Origin of the sequence: Streptomyces kurssanovii (assembly GCF_040677245.1) — a bacterium.
Classification (GTDB): domain Bacteria; phylum Actinomycetota; class Actinomycetes; order Streptomycetales; family Streptomycetaceae; genus Streptomyces; species Streptomyces kurssanovii.
The window spans coordinates 11,425-29,643 of sequence record NZ_JBFAQK010000027.1; the positions used below are offsets into that span (position 1 = coordinate 11,425).

Consider the following 18,219-nt stretch of genomic DNA (forward strand, 5'->3'; position numbering starts at 1 on the left):
CGGACACTAACCGCCGGACGCCCGCTCCGTCACCGTCCCGCGCAGCGCGGCGACCCGCCGGTACAGCTCCAGCGCCTCGGTGTGGCGGCCCAGCTGCTCCAGGCAGTGCGCCTCGTCGTTCCTGCTGGACAGCGCGTCGGGGTGGTCGGGGCCGAGGATCCGTTCTCGTTCCCGCGCCACCTGCTCGTAGACGCCGAGCGCGTCGGCCCAGCGGGCGAGCCAGCCGAGCGCCACGGCCACCTCGCGCCGGCTCACCAGCGTGTCGGGGTGGTCGGGGCCGAGGACCCGCTCGCGCAGGGCGCTCACTTCGCGCGCCTCCGCGAGGGCCTCCTCCCAGCGGCCGAGCCGGCCGAGATTGACGCCGAGTCCGTGGCGCGCGCGGAGGGTCTCCGGGTCGTCGGGCCCGCAGACACGGGTGCGGTCCTCGACGAGGGAGCGGTAGAGGTCCAGGGCCTCCGCGCCGCGGCCGAGCCGGCCGAGGCAGATCCCGGTCTCGTACCGGGCCGCGAGGGTGTCCGGGTGATCGGGGCCGAGGGTCGCGGTGCGGGCCGCGGCGACGTCCTGGTACGTGGCGAGCGCCTCGGCCCAACGGCCCATCAGTCCGAGCGCGTAGGCCATCTCGTAGCGGGTGACCAGGGTGTCCCGGTGGGTGGCGCCGAGCACGCGGGCGCGGGCCGCCGCCACGTCGCCGGCGATCCGGAGGGACTCCTCGATCCGGCCCATCCGGCTCAGGTTGAAGGCGAGGTTGTGCCGGCAGCGCAGGGTGTCGGGGTGGTCGGCCCCCATGGCGCGCTCGCGGGACTCGAGTACGGCCGCGTAGATCCGGTCGGCCTCGGCGTACCGTCCGAGCCCGCCGAGCACGTACGCCGTCTCCTGGCGGGCGGCGAGCGTGTCGGGATGGTCGGGGCCGAGGGCGCGCTCGCGGCCGGCGGCGACCCGGCCGAACTCCTCGAGCGCCTCCGTGGCGCGGCCGGTGCGGCTGAGGCTGAAGCCGACCTCGTAACGGCTGGACAGGGTGTCGGGGTGGTCGGCGCCCAGCAACGCCTCGCGTTCCGCGGCCACCGCGCGGTGCACCTCCCCCGCCTCCTCCCACCGGCCGAGGCGGCCCAGGCTCAGACCCGCGTTGTGCCGGGTGGCGAGGACGGCGAGCAGCTCGGGCGGCGGAGTGGGCCGGGCGGGGACCTGGGCGGGCACACGGGCGCCGGTGTGCGGGACGGCGGCGACGGACGGGCTGGTCCACCGGCCGGTGAGCGCCGCGGTGTGGTCCTTCTCCGGTGCCACGGACTGCGCGGCGAAGGCGCCGGTCGCCTTGTGGCCGACCGTCATGCCGCGTGTCCAGTAGGGCAGGGCGGCCTCCCGGGAGGCGTCGGGCACGGGCCGGCGCTGGAGCGGGACGACGGCGGGGACGTGCCGCGTGTGTCCGGACGCGCCGATCCTGCGCCGCAGCTCGCCTGCGGCGGCGGGCCGCTCCTCGGGGGTCTTGGCGAGCAGGTCGAGGACCATCAGGTCGAGGAACTCGGGGATCTCGTCGCGGTGTTCACGCAGCGGCCGGGGCACGGTGTCACGGTGCCCGACGAGGATCGACCAGGTGTCGCCGACGTCGAAGGGCGGGGAGCCGGTGGCGAGCTCGTAGAGCACGCAGCCCAGCGAGTACAGGTCGCTGCGGTGGTCGACCTGTCCGCCGGCGATCTGCTCCGGTGACATGTAGTGCGGGGTGCCCATGGCGATGCCGGTGCCGGTGAGCTTGGACGTGAAGCCGATGTCCTCCCCGAGGCGCGCTATGCCGAAGTCGCAGATCTTCACCGCGCCGCCGCCGGTGAGCCGCATGATGTTGGCGGGCTTGAGGTCCCGGTGGACGATGCCCTGTTCGTGGGTGTAGTCGAGGGCGTCGGCGATCTGGTCGGCGATGTCGACGACATCGGTGACGGGCAGCGGCTGCTGCTTGTTGTCCTCGAGCAGCTGGCTGAGGTTGCGCCCCTCGAGCAGCTCCATCACCAGGTACAGGACGCCCTCGTGCTCGCCGAAGTCGTGGACGACGGTCACGCCCCGGTGCTGGAGGGCCGCGGCGACGCGGGCCTCACGGCGGAAGCGTTCCCGCAGGATCCGGGTGAAGGACCGGTCGTGCTGGGACCCGATCGGCTTCAGGCACTTGACGGCCACATGACGGCCGAGGGATTCGTCGCGGGCCCGCCACACCTCGCCCATGCCGCCCCGCCCGATGAGATCGAGCAGTCGGTAGCGGTCCTGGATCAGTCTGGTTTCCGCCATCGCGTGCTGTCGCCCCCGTCACTTCGCTGCGCCCTCCCCGGCCGGTCCAGTATGGCGGCCCGTCTGCGTAGTTTGTACGGGGCCGGGCGTGCGCCGGGCCCGAGTCGCGCCATCGCTTCGAGAATGTGACCGGGCGGGAGTTGCCAGCGTATACGGGAGGGGACGCAGCGCAGCAGGTTGCCCGTGACGGTGAGTTGCCGTGTCACGCGTCCGGGCGGCGGGGCGGCTCTGCCGTAGAGGTCGTGGGCGTACGGGGGCAGGGCGTTGTACGCGAGTGCCGACACGCGCTCCCATGCCAGTCGGCGTGCCGGGACCAGGAGCGGGTGGACGGGCGGGCGGCGGAGGAAGTCGTCGACGTCGAGGGCCTCCGGGCCGGCGGCGAGTCCCGGCCGGACCGTCTCGAAGTAGTCCGCCAGCTCTCCGACGGTGGCGGGCACGGCGGCGGGGTCCAGCCCGACGAGGCGGGCGGCTTCCCGCTGTTCGCCGAGGTAGCGGTCGGCGTGCTCGTCGTCCAGCGGGAGCCCTGAGCGGCGGGCGACCTCGAGGTAGGAGCCGACCTCCGCGCAGTGCACCCACAGCAGCAGTTCCGGTTCGTCGACGCCGTAGCGTTCCCCGGTGGCGGGGTCGGTGGCCTTGAGCCGGCTGTGGATCCGGCGGACGCGGGCGCCGGCCTTCTCCGCGGCCTCGGCGGTTCCGTAGGTGATGGTGCCGACGAAGTCCGCGGTGCGCATCAGCCGGCCCCAGGCGTCCTCGCGGAAGTCCGAGTTCTGCATGACGCCGCGGACGGCGCGGGGATGCAGCGCCTGAAGGTAGAGGGCGCGCACGCCGGCGATCCACATCATCGGGTCGCCGTGGATGTTCCAGGTCACGGAGCCGGGTCCGAACAGTCCGGGGTCGGCGGCGTGTCCGGGCGCCGTGTCCGGAGTCATGTGAGATGACGTGTCGGACGTCGTGTGAGGCGTCGTGTCAGGGGTCTTCGGGGTCATGTCCGGGGTCATGGGTCACCCAGCTCCCTCGTCCGGCACTGCCGCTCGACGGTCACCTCGCAACCGGCGCCGCGGGCGGGTCGAACCATGGTAAGTGCGTCCGGACCGAAAGGATCAATCCGGGTATTCAAGAACTTCCGACCCTAAGGTGGGGCAGTGTGAAGGGCCACCAGCGAGTACGGGACGACGAGGGGAGCGCGGTCCGGCTGATCGCACTGTCGGACGGCGTGTTCGCCATCGCCATGACCTTGCTGGCGCTGGACATCGCACTGCCCGACGGTGTGAACTCCGCCGATTTCGACGAGGCGCTGGCGGATGTGATGCCCAGCGTGTGGGCATACGCTCTCAGTTTCCTGGTCATCGCGGCGTTCTGGCGGGGCCACCACCAGGTCTTCCGGTACGTGGAGAAGGTGGACGGGACGGTCATCAGGCTGGGGCTGCTGGGCCTGGGGCTGATCGCCCTGATGCCCTTCCCCACCACCCTGCTGGCCGAGTACGGGGACCTGTCCTGGTCGGTGGCCGTCTACTCCGGCGCCGTCGCCGCCATGGGGATCGCACAACTCGCATTGACGATCGCGTTGTGGAAGCGCCCTTGGCTGTCGGGGGCGGCGCTGCCCGACCGTGTCGCGCGCAACGACGTGGCCGATCTCGCGGCGACCGCGGCGGTGTTCGCCATCGCCGTGCCGCTGGCCTTCGTGTCCCCGACGGGCGCGAAGCTCTGGTGGGCGGTGCTGATCCCGGTCAAATGGGTGCTCGGCGAGCGGGGCAACCGCCTGCGCGCCGCCGCCGGCGATTCGGCTCCGGAGAGTACGTCACACGATCACGGCCATGATCCTGGCAGACGCGATGAGCCCGGTCGATGACCGAGGCCGGTCGCTCCCGGCGCACGGTGACAACGGCCGGCGCACGGAACAGTGAGCGCTGGAGGAGCTGACGTGGACACTGACCGAACCGCCGGGAGCGGCGGACCGCACTGTCTGGTGACCGGCGCGTCCGGCTACATCGGCGGGCGGCTGGTTCCGGAACTGCTGAAGGCCGGCCACCGGGTGCGATGCCTCGCCCGCACGCCGGGCAAACTGCGTGACCACCCCTGGGCGGGAACGGCGGAGGTGGTCAAGGGTGATGTCACCGACGCCGACTCGGTCGCCGCGGCGCTGCGGGGTATCGACGTCGCGTACTACCTGGTGCACGCTCTGGGGACCGGCTCCGGGTTCGAGGAGACGGACCGCCGCGCTGCCCGGACGTTCGCGGAGCAGGCTCGTGCGGCCGGTGTGCGGCGGATCGTCTACCTCGGCGGCCTCACGCCTCGCGGCGTTCCTGAGCGGGAGCTCTCCCCGCATCTGCGCTCGCGTGCCGAGGTCGGCCGGATCCTTCTCGACGCGCCTGTGCCCGCCACCGTGCTGCGGGCCGCCGTCGTCATCGGCTCCGGGTCGGCGTCCTTCGAGATGCTGCGCTACCTGACCGAACGGCTGCCGGTGATGGTCACCCCCAGCTGGGTGCGCACCCCCGTCCAGCCCATCGGGGTGCGCGACGTGCTGCGGTATCTGGTCGGTTCGGCCACCATGCCGGACGACGTGAACCGGGCGTTCGACATCGGCGGTCCGGACGTCCTGACCTATCGGGAGATGATGCGCCGATACGCCGCCGTCGCCGGGCTGCGGCGACGGTTGATCGTGCCCGTGCCGGTCCTCACTCCCGGTCTTTCGAGTCACTGGGTCGGCCTCGTCACACCGGTGCCCGCGTCCATCGCCCGGCCGCTCACGGAGTCGCTGCGCCATGAGGTCGTCTGCCGGGAGCACGACATCGCCGGCTACGTGCCCGACTCCCCCGGCCACCCACTGCCGTTCGACGAGTCCGTCGCCCTGGCGCTGCGGCGTGTCCGCGAAGCACAGGTCGCCACCCGCTGGTCGTCGGCCGGTCTGCCCGGCGCGCCGAGCGATCCGCTGCCCACGGACCCCGACTGGGCCGGCGGCAGCCTGTACGTGGACGAACGGCAGCGGACGGTCGAGGCGTCCCGCCAGGCGCTGTGGAAGGTGATCGAAGGCATCGGCGGGGAGAACGGCTGGTACTCCTTCCCGCTCGCCTGGGCGGTGCGCGGCCGGCTGGACCGTTTCGTCGGCGGTGTGGGGCTGCGCCGCGGCCGTCGCGACGCCGAGCGTCTGCGGGCCGGCGACTCGCTCGACTTCTGGCGGGTGGAGGAGATCGAGCCCGGGTGTCTGCTCCGCCTGCGTGCGGAAATGCGGCTGCCCGGCCTCGCCTGGCTCGAGATGTACGCCGAGGACGACGACGAGGGCCGCGTCCGCTACCGGCAGCGGGCCCTGTTCCACCCCCGCGGCCTCCTCGGTCACGCCTACTGGTGGAGCGTCTCCCCGTTCCACGCCCTTGTGTTCGGCGGCATGGCGCGCAACATCACCCGGGCCGCCGCCGAAGAGCCGGCCCGTGGAAGCGACCCGCGCGACGAGCGGGCCCGCGAGTCGGCCTCCCCGGGCAGCGGGTCCTGATGGTCCGGCCCCGGGGGCGCCGGCCCGGAAGCAGGAGTGGCGCATGACCGTCGCGGTCGTCCTGTTCACCTCCGACCTGCGTCTGCACGACCATCCCCCGCTGCGGGCGGCGCTGCGCGCCGCCGACGAGGTGGTGCCGCTGTTCGTGCTCGACCCGGCCGTTCACCATGCCGGTTTCGACGCGCCGAACCGGCGGGCGTTCCTCGCCGACTGTCTCGCCGACCTCGACGCCTCGCTGCACCGGCGCGGCGGCCGGCTGGTGCTGCGCGCGGGGCCGGTGGCCCGCGAGGTCGGCGCGGTCGCCGCCGCCTGCGGGGCGCTCGAGGTGCACATGGCCGCGGGCGTGACCCGGTTCGCACACCGGCGTGAGGAGTTGCTGCGCGAGGAACTGGCCACGCGTGGCGTGCGGCTGGTCGCGCACGACGCCGTGGTGACGGCCGTCGCGCCGGGTGCCGTGGTGCCGACGGGCTCCGACCACTACGCGGTCTTCACGCCCTATTTCCGCCGCTGGTCCGCGCTACGGCTGCGTGCGCCGGAAGCCGCCCCGCGTGAGGTACCGGTCCCGGAGGACGTGGCCGGCGATCCGCTGCCGGCCCGCGGTCCGGGGCCGGGTGTCTCCCCCGGCATTCCGGCGGGCGGCGAGAGCGAAGGGCGCCGGCGCCTGGCCGCCTGGGTCCGCGGCGGGCTCGCCGCCTACGAGGACCGGCACGACGACCTGGCCGGCGATGCGACGTCGAGGCTCTCTCCGTACCTGCACTTCGGGGCGCTTTCCCCCGTCGACGTCGTGCAGCGGGCCCGTGCACGCGGTGGCCCGGGGGCGGAGGCGTTCGTCCGGCAGCTGTGCTGGCGCGACTTCCATCACCAGGTGATGGCCGCCCGGCCGGAGTCCTCGGTACGCGACTACCGCACGCGCGACGACGACTGGCACTCCGAGGAGGCCGCTGAGGAGATCGCCGCGTGGAAGGAGGGCCGCACCGGCTACCCGGTGGTCGACGCGGCGATGCGCCAGCTCAGGTACGAGGGGTGGATGCACAACCGGGCCCGGCTGCTGGTGGCGAGCTTCCTCACCAAGACGCTGTACGTGGACTGGCGCGTCGGTGCGCGTCACTTCCTGGACCTGCTGGTGGACGGGGACATCGTCAACAATCAGCTGAACTGGCAGTGGGTGGCCGGAACCGGCACGGACACGCGCCCCCACCGCGTGCTCAACCCGGTGGTCCAGGGCAAACGCTTCGATCCGCAGGGCACGTACGTACGCCGCTGGGTGCCGGAACTCAAGGGTGTCGTAACCCGGTACATCCACGAACCATGGCGGCTGCCCCCGCCCGAACGGGCACAGCAGGCCTACCCGGAGCCACTGATCGACCTCGCGGACGGCCTTGCCCGGTTCAAACACGCCCGCGGCCGGGACTGAAGGAGACCGTTCACACCCCTGACGGCCAGGGCCTACAGCCGGGGTATCAGATCCGACATGACGGCGAGGGGCAGCGAAGGATTGGCGGCTGCCGCCTCCACCACCTGCCAGTCGGCGTCGGTGAGTAGCTCTTCGATGACCGGCGGCGGAAGTGCCGCATGACTGGCGGCTACAGGCCTCGCCTGTGCGTCCGCCAGGCAGGCGAGCAGCGCCGGTGCCGACGCATTGCGATGCCGGGCGATCTCGCGGAACGCCTTCCGCACCGATGGTTCGTGCCGGGCAAGATCCTCCAGAAGTGCCGGAGTCGCGTCCGGATTGGCGGCCACCTTGGCGACGACCCGGACTCCGTGCCGGTCGAGCATGGTGCGCAGTCGGCCTTCCGAGAGGCCCGGGTGCGGAGCGATGGACTTGACCACTTTTGCGTCGGAGTCGGCTGCCAGCGCGTCGCGTACAGCGGGTGGCAAATCGCGGCGCTGGGCTATGAGCATCCGCGCGGCCGGGTTCGGCGACTCGGCCAGCTTCTCGACCTCGTCGGGGGATGCCGAGGCGATCCGCGGCAGCAGAGTGGCGCCGATCCTGGTGGCGCCGGCCAGGTGCGTCAGCACGTCGAGCGGTACGAGCGGGTTGTGGGCGAGCCTGCGCCGCACTTCGTGGTCGCGGTCGGTGGCCAGTGCGCGGATCAGGACGTCGTCGATCGCCGGATTCTCAGCGAGATCGGCTCGAACACCGGGGTTCGGATCCACGGCGAGCCGAGCGCAGACCTCCGATGGCAGATCGGGGCGGCCGGCGAGTGCCCAGCGCAACTGCAGCGAAGGGTGGTCGACGAAGCCGACGACGGCTTCGGCAGGTGTGACGGGATTTCGAATCGCCGTCTGCTGCGTGTCGTGCCTGATGGACTCGTGGGAGCCGTCGCAGGAGGCGCCGGACGGCAGATCGCAGTCGAGTCGCGAGCATTGTGGATCGTGCGCGAACGGCGCCTCTTCACGGTCGCAGACCAGGCACCGTTGTGCGGGTGGCAGCCCCTCGCCGGTGAGCAGCGCCGCCAGTACGGCCGGTGGCGTCGCCTCGTTGGCCGCCACCGCGCGACGGACCTCGGCATGCGGATGCGCCGCAAGTCTGGTGGCCGTTTCCGGTGTCGTCCACAACGCGAGCTCCGCGACGACCTGCACGTCCGGGTCGGTGGCCAGCATCTCCACCACATCGAGCGGAAGGCCGGAGCAGGCGGCCAGCTTCTCCCTGCGCTCGACGACGGGATCTTCCGCGAGGGGGCGCGCCCACTCCGGGCGGCCGGCACGCTCGGCCAGCAGGGCGAGCGCGACGTCCGGTTGCGTCGCGGCATCAATGTCTGCGGCGGTCAGCAGGCCTGCATACGCAAGCGACACAGCGCATTCCTCGACACGAGAGGCCAGCACCACCGCCTGCGCGTGGCTGAGGTCGTCCCGATGCGCGAGGTCCGCAGCGATCTCGGCGTCCGCGACCGCGATCAGCCGGTCGACCAGCTCGGACGGCAGGCTCACGTTGGCGGCGAGCCCGCACAGAACATGGTTCACAGAGGCATCCTGCCTGGAACGTCACCGAATGGCTCCTGGGTTTCGACGCCCAGGTGCTATCGGTAGAGAGGCGGCCCAGACCTGCGCTCCGAGGTTCGCAGAGCGCGTTGTCGCGCTCAGCGCGGCCCCGCGCCCGGCTCCGTCGGGCGCGCCGTTCCGCGCAACCCGTTCGGCGGAATCGCACCGGCTTGCTCCGTACGACCCGGCTCGAAGGCCGGGGACCTCCGCAACGGTGGCCCGGACGACAGCCGTCATCGGACCGAGCGGCCGCGACGCGGGCCGAAGGCCCTGGCCCACCGAGCACCGCTCCCCGATGCTGGACGGCATCGGGCGCGCCGCGGTGGCCGTGCCCGTCGAACCGTACGGAGGCTCCCCCATGACCCGCGCGATATCGGCAGGCGTAGACGGATCTCCGGAGAGTCTGGCGGCGGCCGACTGGGCGGCACGCGAAGCCACGATCCGCGGTGTCCCGCTCCGCCTCGTGCACGCCTGGCTCTGGCAGCCGTTGGACGTACCGGTCGTCCAGGACCGGGAAGCGCAGGTCATGTCCGCGAACGCCGTCGTGCACGAGGCCGAAACCCATGTGCTCGGCCGGTACCCGGGAGTTTCCGTCACGGGCGAAGTGGTGCCGGAGGTGCCCGTTTCGGCTCTGCTGGGCGAGGCGGAGAAGTCCGACATGCTGGTGCTCGGTTCCAGGGGGCACGGGGCGCTGATGGGCTTTCTTCTCGGCTCGTACGGCCAGCAGGTGATCGCCGCCGCGACGACTCCGGTCGTGTCGGTCCGCAACCGGGACAAGGGGATGCCGGGGGCTGACACCGGCGAGGTCGTCGTGGGCCAGCAGGGCACGCCGGAGGACAGCGAGCCGGTGCTGCGCTTCGCGTTCGAGGCGGCTGCCGCACGCGGCGCCTCGGTTCGCGCGGTACGGGCCTGGAGCCTGCCGCCGTTCTTCGCCTACACCCCTGAGTCGATGCGGCTCGTCGACGAGGCGGGAGGGCTCGTGCCGTTCGAGGAGAAGGCGCTTCGGGAAGCACTCATGCCTTGGCGTGAACGGTTCCCCTCCGTAGCGGTGACGGAGCATGTCGAGATCGGAAGCCCGGGGCAGGTCCTGTTGTGGGCCGCCTCACGCGCCGGGCTTCTGGTGGTGGGCCGCCGTGTGCGCCGCTCTCCCGTGGGCACCCGCATCGGGTCCGTCGCCCACGCCGCCCTCCACCACGCCCCCTGTCCCGTGGCGGTGGTCCCGCCCGCCTGACGACCGATCGCTCGGCTGCTTGCCGACCTCCCCGTTGGTCATTGCCATCCCGGCGTCGTCGCATCCGTCCGATGCCTGTGGCGACGCGGCGCCGGAACACTCGGGCGCGGGTCCGGGCGCGGGCCCGGACCGTCGCACGGGAGAGGGCTCACGTGGCGGTGCGGCAGTGCACGCTGACGGCGTAGCCGCAGCCTTCGTAGTAGGGATCGCCGCTCCAGGTGGCGTAGCGCTGCCGCAAGGTCAGTCCGGCCTCGGTGCACCAGTGGTCGAACTCTGTGAGGGTCACCGTCGGTTCCGGCAGCGGCAGGTGCGCTGCGTCCAGTCCCATGCCGGTGACCAGCAGACCGCCGGGGCGCAGTGCGCCGGCCAGTTGCCGGACGACAAGGGGTTCGGTGCCGGGGGCCAGCAGGGGGATGACGTTCCCGGCGGCGAGCGCCAGGTCGAAGTCCTGCTCCAGGCCGAGGGTGTCCAGACGGGCCAGGTCGCCGAGGAGCCATTCCTGCGTGGGGGCGTTTCGGCGGGCAACGGCGAGCATCGAGGAGTCGACGTCCACGCCGGTGCAGTGGTGGCCCAGTTCCGCGAGTCGGACAGCGATCCGCCCGGTGCCGCAGCCGGCGTCGAGTACCCGGGCGGCGGGCTTCAGCAATGCGGTGCAGAAGGTGGCCTCGCCGTGGACGTCGTGACCGGCTTCGGCGAGCTGAGCGAAACGCCGGGCGTACTCCTCTCCGGATTGTCCACCGGTCAGTTCCGCCCAGCGGTCGCGTTGCCCAGTCATGTCCACCAGTGCCTTCCGGTCAGCCTCGCCCACCGAGAGCGAAGGCGGTGCCATCACACTATGGGCGACCGTAGGTGCGCACCTCGCGGAATGCCCGGGTGGCCCCCGTCGTCACCCGGCGTTGCACCGCTCATCCCAGCGCCCGGTCGAGGTTGAATGCCGCGCTGATCAGGGCGAGATGCGTGAACGCCTGCGGGAAGTTGCCGCTCTGCTCGCCGGTGTGGCCGATTTCCTCCGCGTACAGCCCGAGATGGTTCGCGTACGTGAGCATCTTCTCGAATGCCAGCCGCGCGTCCTCGAGGCGTCCGGCGCGGCTCAGTGCCTCGACGTACCAGAAGGAGCAGATGGAGAACGTGCCTTCCTCGCCCCGTAGTCCGTCCGGGCTGGCCTGCGGGTCATACCGGTAGACCAAGGAGTCGGACACCAACTCCTCGCCCAGTGCGTCCAGCGTCGAAAGCCATTTCGGATCCGTCGGGGATATGAATTTCGCCAGCGGCATCATCAACACGGAGGCGTCGAGGACGCTGTCGCCGTACTGCTGGAGGAACGCCCTGCGTTCCGCCGACCAACCGCTGTCCATGATCTGGCGGTAGATGGCGTCGCGTTGGCCGCTCCAGCGCGCCATGTCGGCCGGCAGCCCGCGATGCCGGGCAAGGCGCATCGCCCGCTCGATCGCCACCCAGCACATCAGGCGCGAGTAGAGGAACCTCTTGCGTCCGCCACGGGTCTCCCATATGCCCTCGTCGGGCTGGTCCCAGTTGTCGCAGACCCAGTCGACCAGCGCGCAGACGGTGTCCCAGTGTGCGCTGGATATCGGCTCGCCCCACTTGTCGTAGAGGTAGATCGAGTCGATGAGGGCTCCGTATATGTCCAGTTGCAGTTGGCCGACCGCGTCGTTACCCACACGCACGGGGGCAGAGCCCTGATGGCCCTCGAGATGAGGCAGCTCACACTCGGGCAGTTCGCGGCGGCCGTCGACGCCGTACATGATCTGCAAGGGGCCCGTCCCGGAGTCGGAGAGGTGGGCGAACTCGATCAGGAAGCGCATGAACGCCCGCGCCTCCTCGGTGAAACCGAGCCGGAGAAGCGCGTAGACGCAGAAGGCCGAGTCGCGGATCCAGACGTAGCGGTAGTCCCAGTTCCGTTCGCCGCCGATCTGCTCGGGCAGGCTCGTCGTCGGCGCAGCCACAATGGCGCCGGTCGGCACATAGGTGAGCAGTTTGAGCGTCAGCGCGGAGCGGTGCACCATTTCGCGCCAGCGGCCGCGGTAGCGGGACGTGGACAGCCACCGCCGCCAGTACCGGACGGTGGCCTGGAACAGTTCCTCCGCCTCGGCCACGGCGCAGACCTTCGGGGGCACCGTGTCCCCGATACGGTCGAGCGCGAAGACGGCACTCTCGCCCTCGTGGAGTTTGAAGAGCGACCACACGTCCCGTCCGTCGTTCTCCCCCGGCACGCTGGACGTCAGGGCAAGAGAGAGTGAGGCCGTCTCGAAGATCTGGCAGCCGTGCTCGGTGTGTACGGTGTGCGGCTCGGTGCCGTAGCCGAACCGTGGTGAGATCCTGGCCCGGAACGGAAGTGATCCACGGACGCAGACCACTCTGCGGATCAGCCGGTGCCGGTCCGCCTCGCGTGAGCCGTCGACGATCGGCATGAAGTCCTGGATCTCGGCCACCCCGTCATCCGCGAAGAAGCGGGTGATGAGCACGTTGGTGTCGGGGAAGTAGAACTGCTTCGTGCGGGCCGGCACGTCCGGCGCCAGCTCGAAGCTCCCTCCCTTCTCGGCGTCGAGGATCGAGGCGAAGACGCTGGGAGCGTCGAACCGGGAGCAGCAGTACCAGTCGATCGTGCCGTTCGTTCCCACGAGAGCGGCACTGCGCAGGTCTCCGATCAGCCCGTGTTCCGAGACCGGCAGGTACCTGCCGGTCTCGGCGCTCCCGGGACCGCGCACCGTGGGGGGTACCTCTTCGCCGCTGACGGCCTCAGCAGGCACGGTGGCCTCCCTCCGCCGGAGGAGAGTGCGATGTATCAGCTCATTTCATAGTACGGCGTACCTTTGGTCGGGTGTCATGTCTGCGTCCGCCGACGACGATGTGCGAGGTCCGCCGGGCGCGAGCCGACGGGGACGGTTCTCGGACAAGCCCGGCGGCGGCAAGCCGAAGCCCCTCCGCACATACGGCCCGCGGACGGCGCTGAGCAGCAACGGATCACGAGGCCGCCTCCGCCGTCACCGGTCCACACGGCCGGCGTATCGACCCCGACGATGGTCCGTCGGCTCCGCGTCGGGGACGACCGCGCTCACCCGCCCCAGGCCCAGTCGGCGATCTCGGGCATGTCCGTGCCGTGGTCGCGGATCCACGCGTGGTGGCGTGTGCGGGCGTCGGCCATGGTCTGCCGGACGGTCACCGCGCGCACACCGAGTCCCGGGGTCCGGTCGATGACGTCCATCACGAGGCGGTAGCGGTCGAGGTCGTTGCGCACCACCATGTCGAAGGGCGTGGTGGTGGTCCCCATCTCCTTGTAGCCGCGTACATGCAGGTGGGCGTGGCCGGTGCGGCGGTAGGCGAGCCGGTGGATCAGCCACGGGTAGCCGTGGTACGCGAAGATCACCGGCTTGCCGGTGGGGAACAGAGCGTCGTACTCCGAGTCCGTCATGCCGTGGGGATGCTCCTCGTGCGGCATGAGGCGGGCCAGGTCGACGACGTTGACGACGCGTACGGCGAGGTCGGGAAGATGGCGGCGGAGCAGATCGGCGGCCGCGAGTACCTCCTGCGTGGGGACGTCGCCGGCGCAGGCCAGCACCACATCGGGTTCCTGGCCGGCGCTCTCGGTGCCCGCCCATTCCCAGACACCCGCGCCGCGCGCGCAGTGGAGGCGGGCCTCGTCGAGCGACAGCCAGTCGAAGCAGGGCTGCTTGCCGGCGACGATCACGTTGACGTGATCGCGGGTGCGCAGCGCGTGGTCGGCGACGGACAGCAGGGTGTTGGCGTCCGGCGGCAGGTAGACCCGTACGACTTCGGGGCTCTTGTTGAGTACGTGGTCGACGAAGCCGGGGTCCTGGTGGGAGAAGCCGTTGTGGTCCTGGCGCCAGACGTGGCTGGTCAGCAGGTAGTTGAGGGAGGCGACGGGGGCACGCCAGGGCAGTGACCGGGACGTCCTGAGCCACTTGATGTGCTGGTTGACCATCGAGTCGACGATGTGGACGAAGGCCTCGTAGCAGGAGAACAGCCCGTGCCGGCCGGTGAGGAGGTAGCCCTCCAGCCAGCCCTGGCAGGTGTGTTCGGAGAGGATCTCCATGACGCGGCCGTGCCGGTCCAGATGCTCGTCGGTCTCGAGTGTCCGGGCCTGCCAGGCCTTGCCGCTGGCGTCGTAGACCGCCTCGAGTCGGTTCGAGGCCGTCTCGTCGGGTCCGACGAGCCGGAAGTCGCGCCGGCCGGCGGTGGCCGCCATGACGCTTTCGAGCAGATCGCCCAGAACCCGGGTCGGCTCGTGCAGCGTCATTCCGGGCTTGTCGACGGGTACGGCGAACTCTTGGAGCGGTGCGATGGGCAGTTCCCGCAGGAGCAGACCGCCGTTGGCGTGCGGAGTCGCGCCGAGCCTGCGGCTGCCTGCGGGCACGCAGGCCAGGACCTGGGGCCGGGGACGGCCGTGTTCGTCGAAGAGTTCCTCCGGCCGGTAGGAGCGCAGCCATTCCTCCAGCTGGGCGAGGTGGACGGGGTTGTCACGTACTCCCGCGAGCGGGACCTGGTGCGCTCGCCAGGTCCCTTCGACCGGCAGGCCGTCGACCTCGTCCGGACCCGTCCATCCCTTGGGCGTACGCAGCACGATGACGGGCCATCGCGGGCGTACGACCGTGCCGCCGTTCCGCGCTTCGCGCTGGATCCGGGCGATGCTGTCGAGGGCGGTGTCCATCGCGGCGGCCATGGCGCGGTGCACCGCGACGGGGTCGTCGCCGGTGACGTGCAGCGGCTCGTGCCCGTAGCCGCGCAGCAGCTCGTCGAGCTCCGCTTCGGGCAGCCGGGCGAGCACCGTAGGGTTGGCGATCTTGTAACCGTTGAGGTGGAGCACCGGCAGGACGGCGCCGTCGTGTACGGGGTCGAGGAACGTGTTGGAGTGCCACGAGGCCGCGAGCGGCCCGGTCTCGGCCTCGCCGTCGCCGATGACACAGGCGACCAGCAGCTCCGGGTTGTCGAGTGCGGCGCCGTAGGCGTGCGAGAGGGCGTAGCCCAGTTCGCCGCCCTCGTGAATGGACCCGGGGGTCTCGGGTGCGACGTGGCTGGGGACCCCGCCGGGGAAGGAGAACTGCCGGAACAGCCGCTCCATACCGGCTTCGTCCCTGCTCACGTCCGGGTAGGTCTCGCTGTAACTGCCCTCCAGCCAGGAGTTCGCCAGCACGGCGGGACCGCCGTGCCCCGGCCCCCAGACACACAGCGCGGAGAGGTCCCGCCGCCGGATGACCCGGTTCATGTGCGTGTGGACGAGGTTGAGCCCGGGGGACGTGCCCCAGTGCCCCAGCAGCCGCGGCTTGATGTGCGCCGGCTCCAGAGGCTGCCTGAGCAGCGGATTGCCCATCAGATAGATCTGGCCGACCGACAGGTAGTTGGCGGCCCTCCAGTGGGCGTCGAGCGCGGCGAGCTCCTCGTCGGACAGCTCGGAGCGATGCTGACGCTTGGCCTTGCGCATGCGTTTCCTCCGTCGACGAGCCGGGGCTTGTCCGGCGTGCCGACCCGCACCGGTTCGGTTCCGGCCACTCCACGCCGACCAGCTCAGCTCTCCACTACGTCCACTCCCGGACCGGGACTCTTCCGCGCCCGTCGCCGCCATGGTTGTCGAGATGCTCCCTCCGCGCACGGTGACACAGCCGGACGGCGCCGAAGGAGGGACCGTCCGGCCCCGCTACGGGCGCTCAGGCCCTACCGGCGGACGGCCGTGCGGGAGGTACCGGAGGCCGGGTGTCCGGCGTCTGCGGCGGCGGGGACGCGCGTCCCCGAGTCGGCCGGTCAGCGGCGTACCCGGGGCATCCCCAGTCCGATCCACGAGATGATCTCGCGCTGGATCTCGTTGTTGCCGCCGCCGAAGGTGAAGATCACGGCCGAGCGGTAGCCGCGTTCCAGTTCGCCGCCGAGGACCGCGCCCGCCGAGCCCTCCTTGAGGGGGCCCGCGGCGCCGACGATCTCCATCAGCCAGGCGTAGGCGTCGCGGCGGGCCTCCGAGCCGTAGACCTTGACCGCGGAGGCGTCCTGCGGGGTGAGGGTGCCGTCCTGGACGGCGTTCACCATCTGCCAGTTGAGCAGCTTCATGGCGTCGAGCCGGGTGTGGGTGCGGGCGAGGCGGCCGCGCACCCAGCCGAGGTCGATCACGCGGCGGCCGTCGGTGAGTTTGGTGTCGGCGGCCCAGCGCTGGACGTCGCGCAGTGCGCGGATCGCCATGGTGCCGTGGGCGGCGAGGGTGACCCGCTCGTGGTTGAGCTGGTTGGTGATCAGCCGCCAGCCCTTGTTCTCCTCGCCCACCCGGTGGGCGACGGGAACGCGCACGTTGTCGTAGTAGCTCGCGGTGGTGTCGTGCGAGGCGAGGGTGTTGATCAGGGTGCAGGAGTAGCCGGGGTCGGACGTCGGTACGAGCAGCATGGTGATGCCCTTGTGGGGCGGGGCATCGGGGTCGGTACGGACGGCGAGCCAGATCCAGTCGGCGGTGTCGCCGTTGGTGGTCCAGATCTTCTGTCCGTCGACGACGTACGTGTCCCCGTCCCGCACGGCCCGGGTCCTGAGGGCGGCGAGGTCGGTGCCGGCGTCCGGTTCGCTGTAGCCGATGGCGAAGTCGAGCTCGCCGGAGAGGATCTTCGGCAGGAAGTACGCCTTCTGCTCGTCCGTGCCGAACTGCATGATCGTCGGGCCGACGGTGTTGAGTGCCATCAGCGGCAGCGGCACCCCGGCCTGGGCCGCCTCGTCGAAGAAGATGAACTGCTCCATGGGGCTCAGACCGCGGCCGCCGTACTGTTCGGGCCAGCCGACGCCGAGCCAGCCGTCCGAGCCGAGCCGGCGGATCGTGCGACGGTAGAAGCGTTTCCTGGCGGCCGGCTCGGCGTACCGGGCGTAGGCGTTGTCGGGGACGATCCCCGCGAAGTACCTGCGCAGTTCTGCGCGTAACTGTTCCTGCTGCGGCGTGTATTGAAGGTGCACGGCCCCTCCAGGCGTCTCGCGGTGCGCCCCTTGCTCGGCGGCGCGCACACAGTAGAACGTGTTGCAAGAATCCGGAAGGGCCGTGCCCGGGCGTGCTAGCGGGAGGCGTAGACGGCTTCGACGAGGGCCATCTTGCGCGGGTCGTCCGCGATGTGCGGGCCCATACGGTTCATCACGTACCCCATGGCTATGCCGGCCTCGGGGTCGGCGAGTCCGCAGGAGCCGCCGAAGCCGTCGTGGCCGAAGGCCCGGGGGTTGGGCCCGTACGAGCCGTTCCTGCCGCTCAGCCAGAGGCCGAGACCGGCCTCCGTGTCGTGCTCGAAGCCGGCCGCGAGGATCAGATCGGAGCAGCCGCCCTGGCCTTCGCGCACCCGCTCCGCGGCCTCCCGCGACAGCACCCGGTGCCCGTCGAGCTGTCCCTGCCCGGCGAGGATGCCGTACAGCGCGGCGACCGCGCGGGCGGTGCCGTGGCCGTTGGCGGCGGGGATCTCGGCGGCCCGCCACCCGGCGGAGTTGGCCGCGACCGCGCCGGTGGGCGGGTTGGTGAGGGCGGCGATGGCGACGGGCGCCAACTGGGCGAACACGGCCGCCTGTTCACTGCTTTCAGCGACCGCCGGGTGCACCAGTTCGGCGGCCCGGCCGAAGTCCCGCTCCGGCAGGCCGATGGTGAAGTCGATGCCCAGCGGTCCGGTGATCTCCTGCCGCAGGAATGCGCCCGGCAGCTGCCCGCTGACCCGGCGCACCACTTCCCCGACGAGGTGGCCGTAGGTGATCGCGTGGTAGCCGGAGCGGGTGCCGGGCTCCCACCAGGGTTCGGTCGCGGCCAGCCGGGCGCAGGTCAGCTCCCAGTCGTAGAGCTGGTCGAGCGAGTGCGGCTCACGCAGTCCGGCCAGGCCCGCCCGGTGCGAGAGCAGATGGCGTACGAGGACCCCCTTCTTGCCCGCCGCCGCGAACTCGGGCCAGTAGTCGGCGACCGGCGCGTCCAGGTCGAGCAGTCCGCGGTCGGCGAGGACGTGGGCGCACAGGGCGGTCGGCCCCTTGGTCGTGGACCACACGTTCACCACGGTGTCGCTCCGCCACGGCACGGTCCGGGCCTCGTCCGCCCAGCCGCCCCACAGGTCGACGACCTTGTCGCCGCCGGCGAGGACGCTCACGGCGGCGCCGAGCTCCCCGCGTTCGGTGAAATTCTTCTCGAAGGCGGCACGGACCGCCGAGAAACGCTCGTCGCAGTGGCCTTCGATTCTGATGGGTCGTTCCGCGCTGCTGGGTCGATCCGCCATGTCAGGCAATCCTCCGT

Annotated in this window: 12 protein-coding genes; 4 read left to right on the plus strand and 8 right to left on the minus strand. The window is 71.3% G+C overall.

The genetic code is table 11. The annotated features are described in order from the left end of the window. Positions 1 to 6: 6 nt before the first annotated feature. Positions 7 to 2,268 carry a serine/threonine-protein kinase gene (locus AB0K36_RS19930; protein WP_364595945.1) on the minus strand — a complete coding sequence of 754 codons (2,262 nt, stop codon included), beginning with the start codon at positions 2,266 to 2,268 and terminating at the stop codon, positions 7 to 9. Further along, complete coding sequence (locus tag AB0K36_RS19935; protein ID WP_364595948.1) at positions 2,250 to 3,197, minus strand: oxygenase MpaB family protein; 948 nt, start codon at positions 3,195 to 3,197, stop codon at positions 2,250 to 2,252. The genes AB0K36_RS19930 and AB0K36_RS19935 overlap by 19 nt, the downstream gene beginning before the upstream one ends. A 215-nt stretch (positions 3,198 to 3,412) precedes the next feature. Here AB0K36_RS19935 and AB0K36_RS19940 point away from each other — a divergent pair, with 215 nt between their 5' ends. The 3 genes from AB0K36_RS19940 (at position 3,413) to AB0K36_RS19950 (ending at position 7,169) form a co-directional block, all read left to right on the plus strand. After that, on the plus strand, positions 3,413 to 4,117 hold the full coding sequence (locus AB0K36_RS19940) for a TMEM175 family protein (protein ID WP_364595951.1): 705 nt from the start codon (positions 3,413 to 3,415) through the stop codon (positions 4,115 to 4,117). Positions 4,118 to 4,189: 72 nt separating this feature from the next. Continuing rightward, complete coding sequence (locus AB0K36_RS19945) at positions 4,190 to 5,755, plus strand: SDR family oxidoreductase (protein ID WP_364595954.1); 1,566 nt, start codon at positions 4,190 to 4,192, stop codon at positions 5,753 to 5,755. A 43-nt stretch (positions 5,756 to 5,798) separates the two neighbouring features. Further along, on the plus strand, positions 5,799 to 7,169 hold the full coding sequence (locus AB0K36_RS19950) for a cryptochrome/photolyase family protein (RefSeq protein WP_364595957.1): 1,371 nt from the start codon (positions 5,799 to 5,801) through the stop codon (positions 7,167 to 7,169). A 32-nt stretch (positions 7,170 to 7,201) separates the two neighbouring features. On the opposite strand, the gene AB0K36_RS19955 is transcribed toward AB0K36_RS19950, so the two are convergent. After that, positions 7,202 to 8,719, minus strand: coding sequence for a hypothetical protein (locus AB0K36_RS19955; protein ID WP_364595960.1), 1,518 nt, complete (start codon positions 8,717 to 8,719; stop codon positions 7,202 to 7,204). Between the two features lie 376 nt (positions 8,720 to 9,095). Between AB0K36_RS19955 and AB0K36_RS19960 the strand changes: the two genes are divergently transcribed. Further along, positions 9,096 to 9,968, plus strand: coding sequence for a universal stress protein (locus AB0K36_RS19960; protein ID WP_364596107.1), 873 nt, complete (start codon positions 9,096 to 9,098; stop codon positions 9,966 to 9,968). 148 nt (positions 9,969 to 10,116) lie between these two features. On the opposite strand, the gene AB0K36_RS19965 is transcribed toward AB0K36_RS19960, so the two are convergent. The 5 genes from AB0K36_RS19965 to AB0K36_RS19985 form a co-directional block, all read right to left on the minus strand. Continuing rightward, the gene (locus AB0K36_RS19965; protein ID WP_364595963.1) at positions 10,117 to 10,743 is read right to left on the minus strand and encodes a class I SAM-dependent methyltransferase; all 627 of its coding nucleotides are present in this window, start codon (positions 10,741 to 10,743) and stop codon (positions 10,117 to 10,119) included. Between the two features lie 130 nt (positions 10,744 to 10,873). Next, positions 10,874 to 12,694, minus strand: a complete 1,821-nt coding sequence (locus tag AB0K36_RS19970; protein ID WP_364596109.1) for a glycoside hydrolase family 15 protein — start codon at positions 12,692 to 12,694, stop codon at positions 10,874 to 10,876. A 347-nt stretch (positions 12,695 to 13,041) separates the two neighbouring features. Then, on the minus strand, positions 13,042 to 15,426 hold the full coding sequence (locus AB0K36_RS19975) for a phosphoketolase family protein (RefSeq protein WP_364595966.1): 2,385 nt from the start codon (positions 15,424 to 15,426) through the stop codon (positions 13,042 to 13,044). A 317-nt stretch (positions 15,427 to 15,743) separates the two neighbouring features. Then, positions 15,744 to 16,922, minus strand: coding sequence for an acyl-CoA dehydrogenase family protein (locus AB0K36_RS19980; RefSeq protein WP_364595968.1), 1,179 nt, complete (start codon positions 16,920 to 16,922; stop codon positions 15,744 to 15,746). 95 nt (positions 16,923 to 17,017) lie between these two features. Further along, positions 17,018 to 18,202, minus strand: coding sequence for a serine hydrolase domain-containing protein (locus AB0K36_RS19985; RefSeq protein ID WP_364595971.1), 1,185 nt, complete (start codon positions 18,200 to 18,202; stop codon positions 17,018 to 17,020). Between the last annotated feature and the right edge of the window lie 17 nt (positions 18,203 to 18,219).

What these genes read in the sequence shown, in the direction of transcription:
- AB0K36_RS19930 (WP_364595945.1), bottom strand. Translation starts at nt 2,268, where the DNA reads ATGGCGGAAACCAGACTGATCCAGGACCGCTACCGACTGCTCGATCTC.
- AB0K36_RS19935 (WP_364595948.1), bottom strand. Translation starts at nt 3,197, where the DNA reads ATGACTCCGGACACGGCGCCCGGACACGCCGCCGACCCCGGACTGTTC.
- AB0K36_RS19950 (WP_364595957.1), top strand. Translation starts at nt 5,799, where the DNA reads ATGACCGTCGCGGTCGTCCTGTTCACCTCCGACCTGCGTCTGCACGAC.
- AB0K36_RS19960 (WP_364596107.1), top strand. Translation starts at nt 9,096, where the DNA reads ATGACCCGCGCGATATCGGCAGGCGTAGACGGATCTCCGGAGAGTCTG.
- AB0K36_RS19965 (WP_364595963.1), bottom strand. Translation starts at nt 10,743, where the DNA reads ATGACTGGGCAACGCGACCGCTGGGCGGAACTGACCGGTGGACAATCC.
- AB0K36_RS19975 (WP_364595966.1), bottom strand. Translation starts at nt 15,426, where the DNA reads ATGCGCAAGGCCAAGCGTCAGCATCGCTCCGAGCTGTCCGACGAGGAG.
- AB0K36_RS19985 (WP_364595971.1), bottom strand. Translation starts at nt 18,202, where the DNA reads ATGGCGGATCGACCCAGCAGCGCGGAACGACCCATCAGAATCGAAGGC.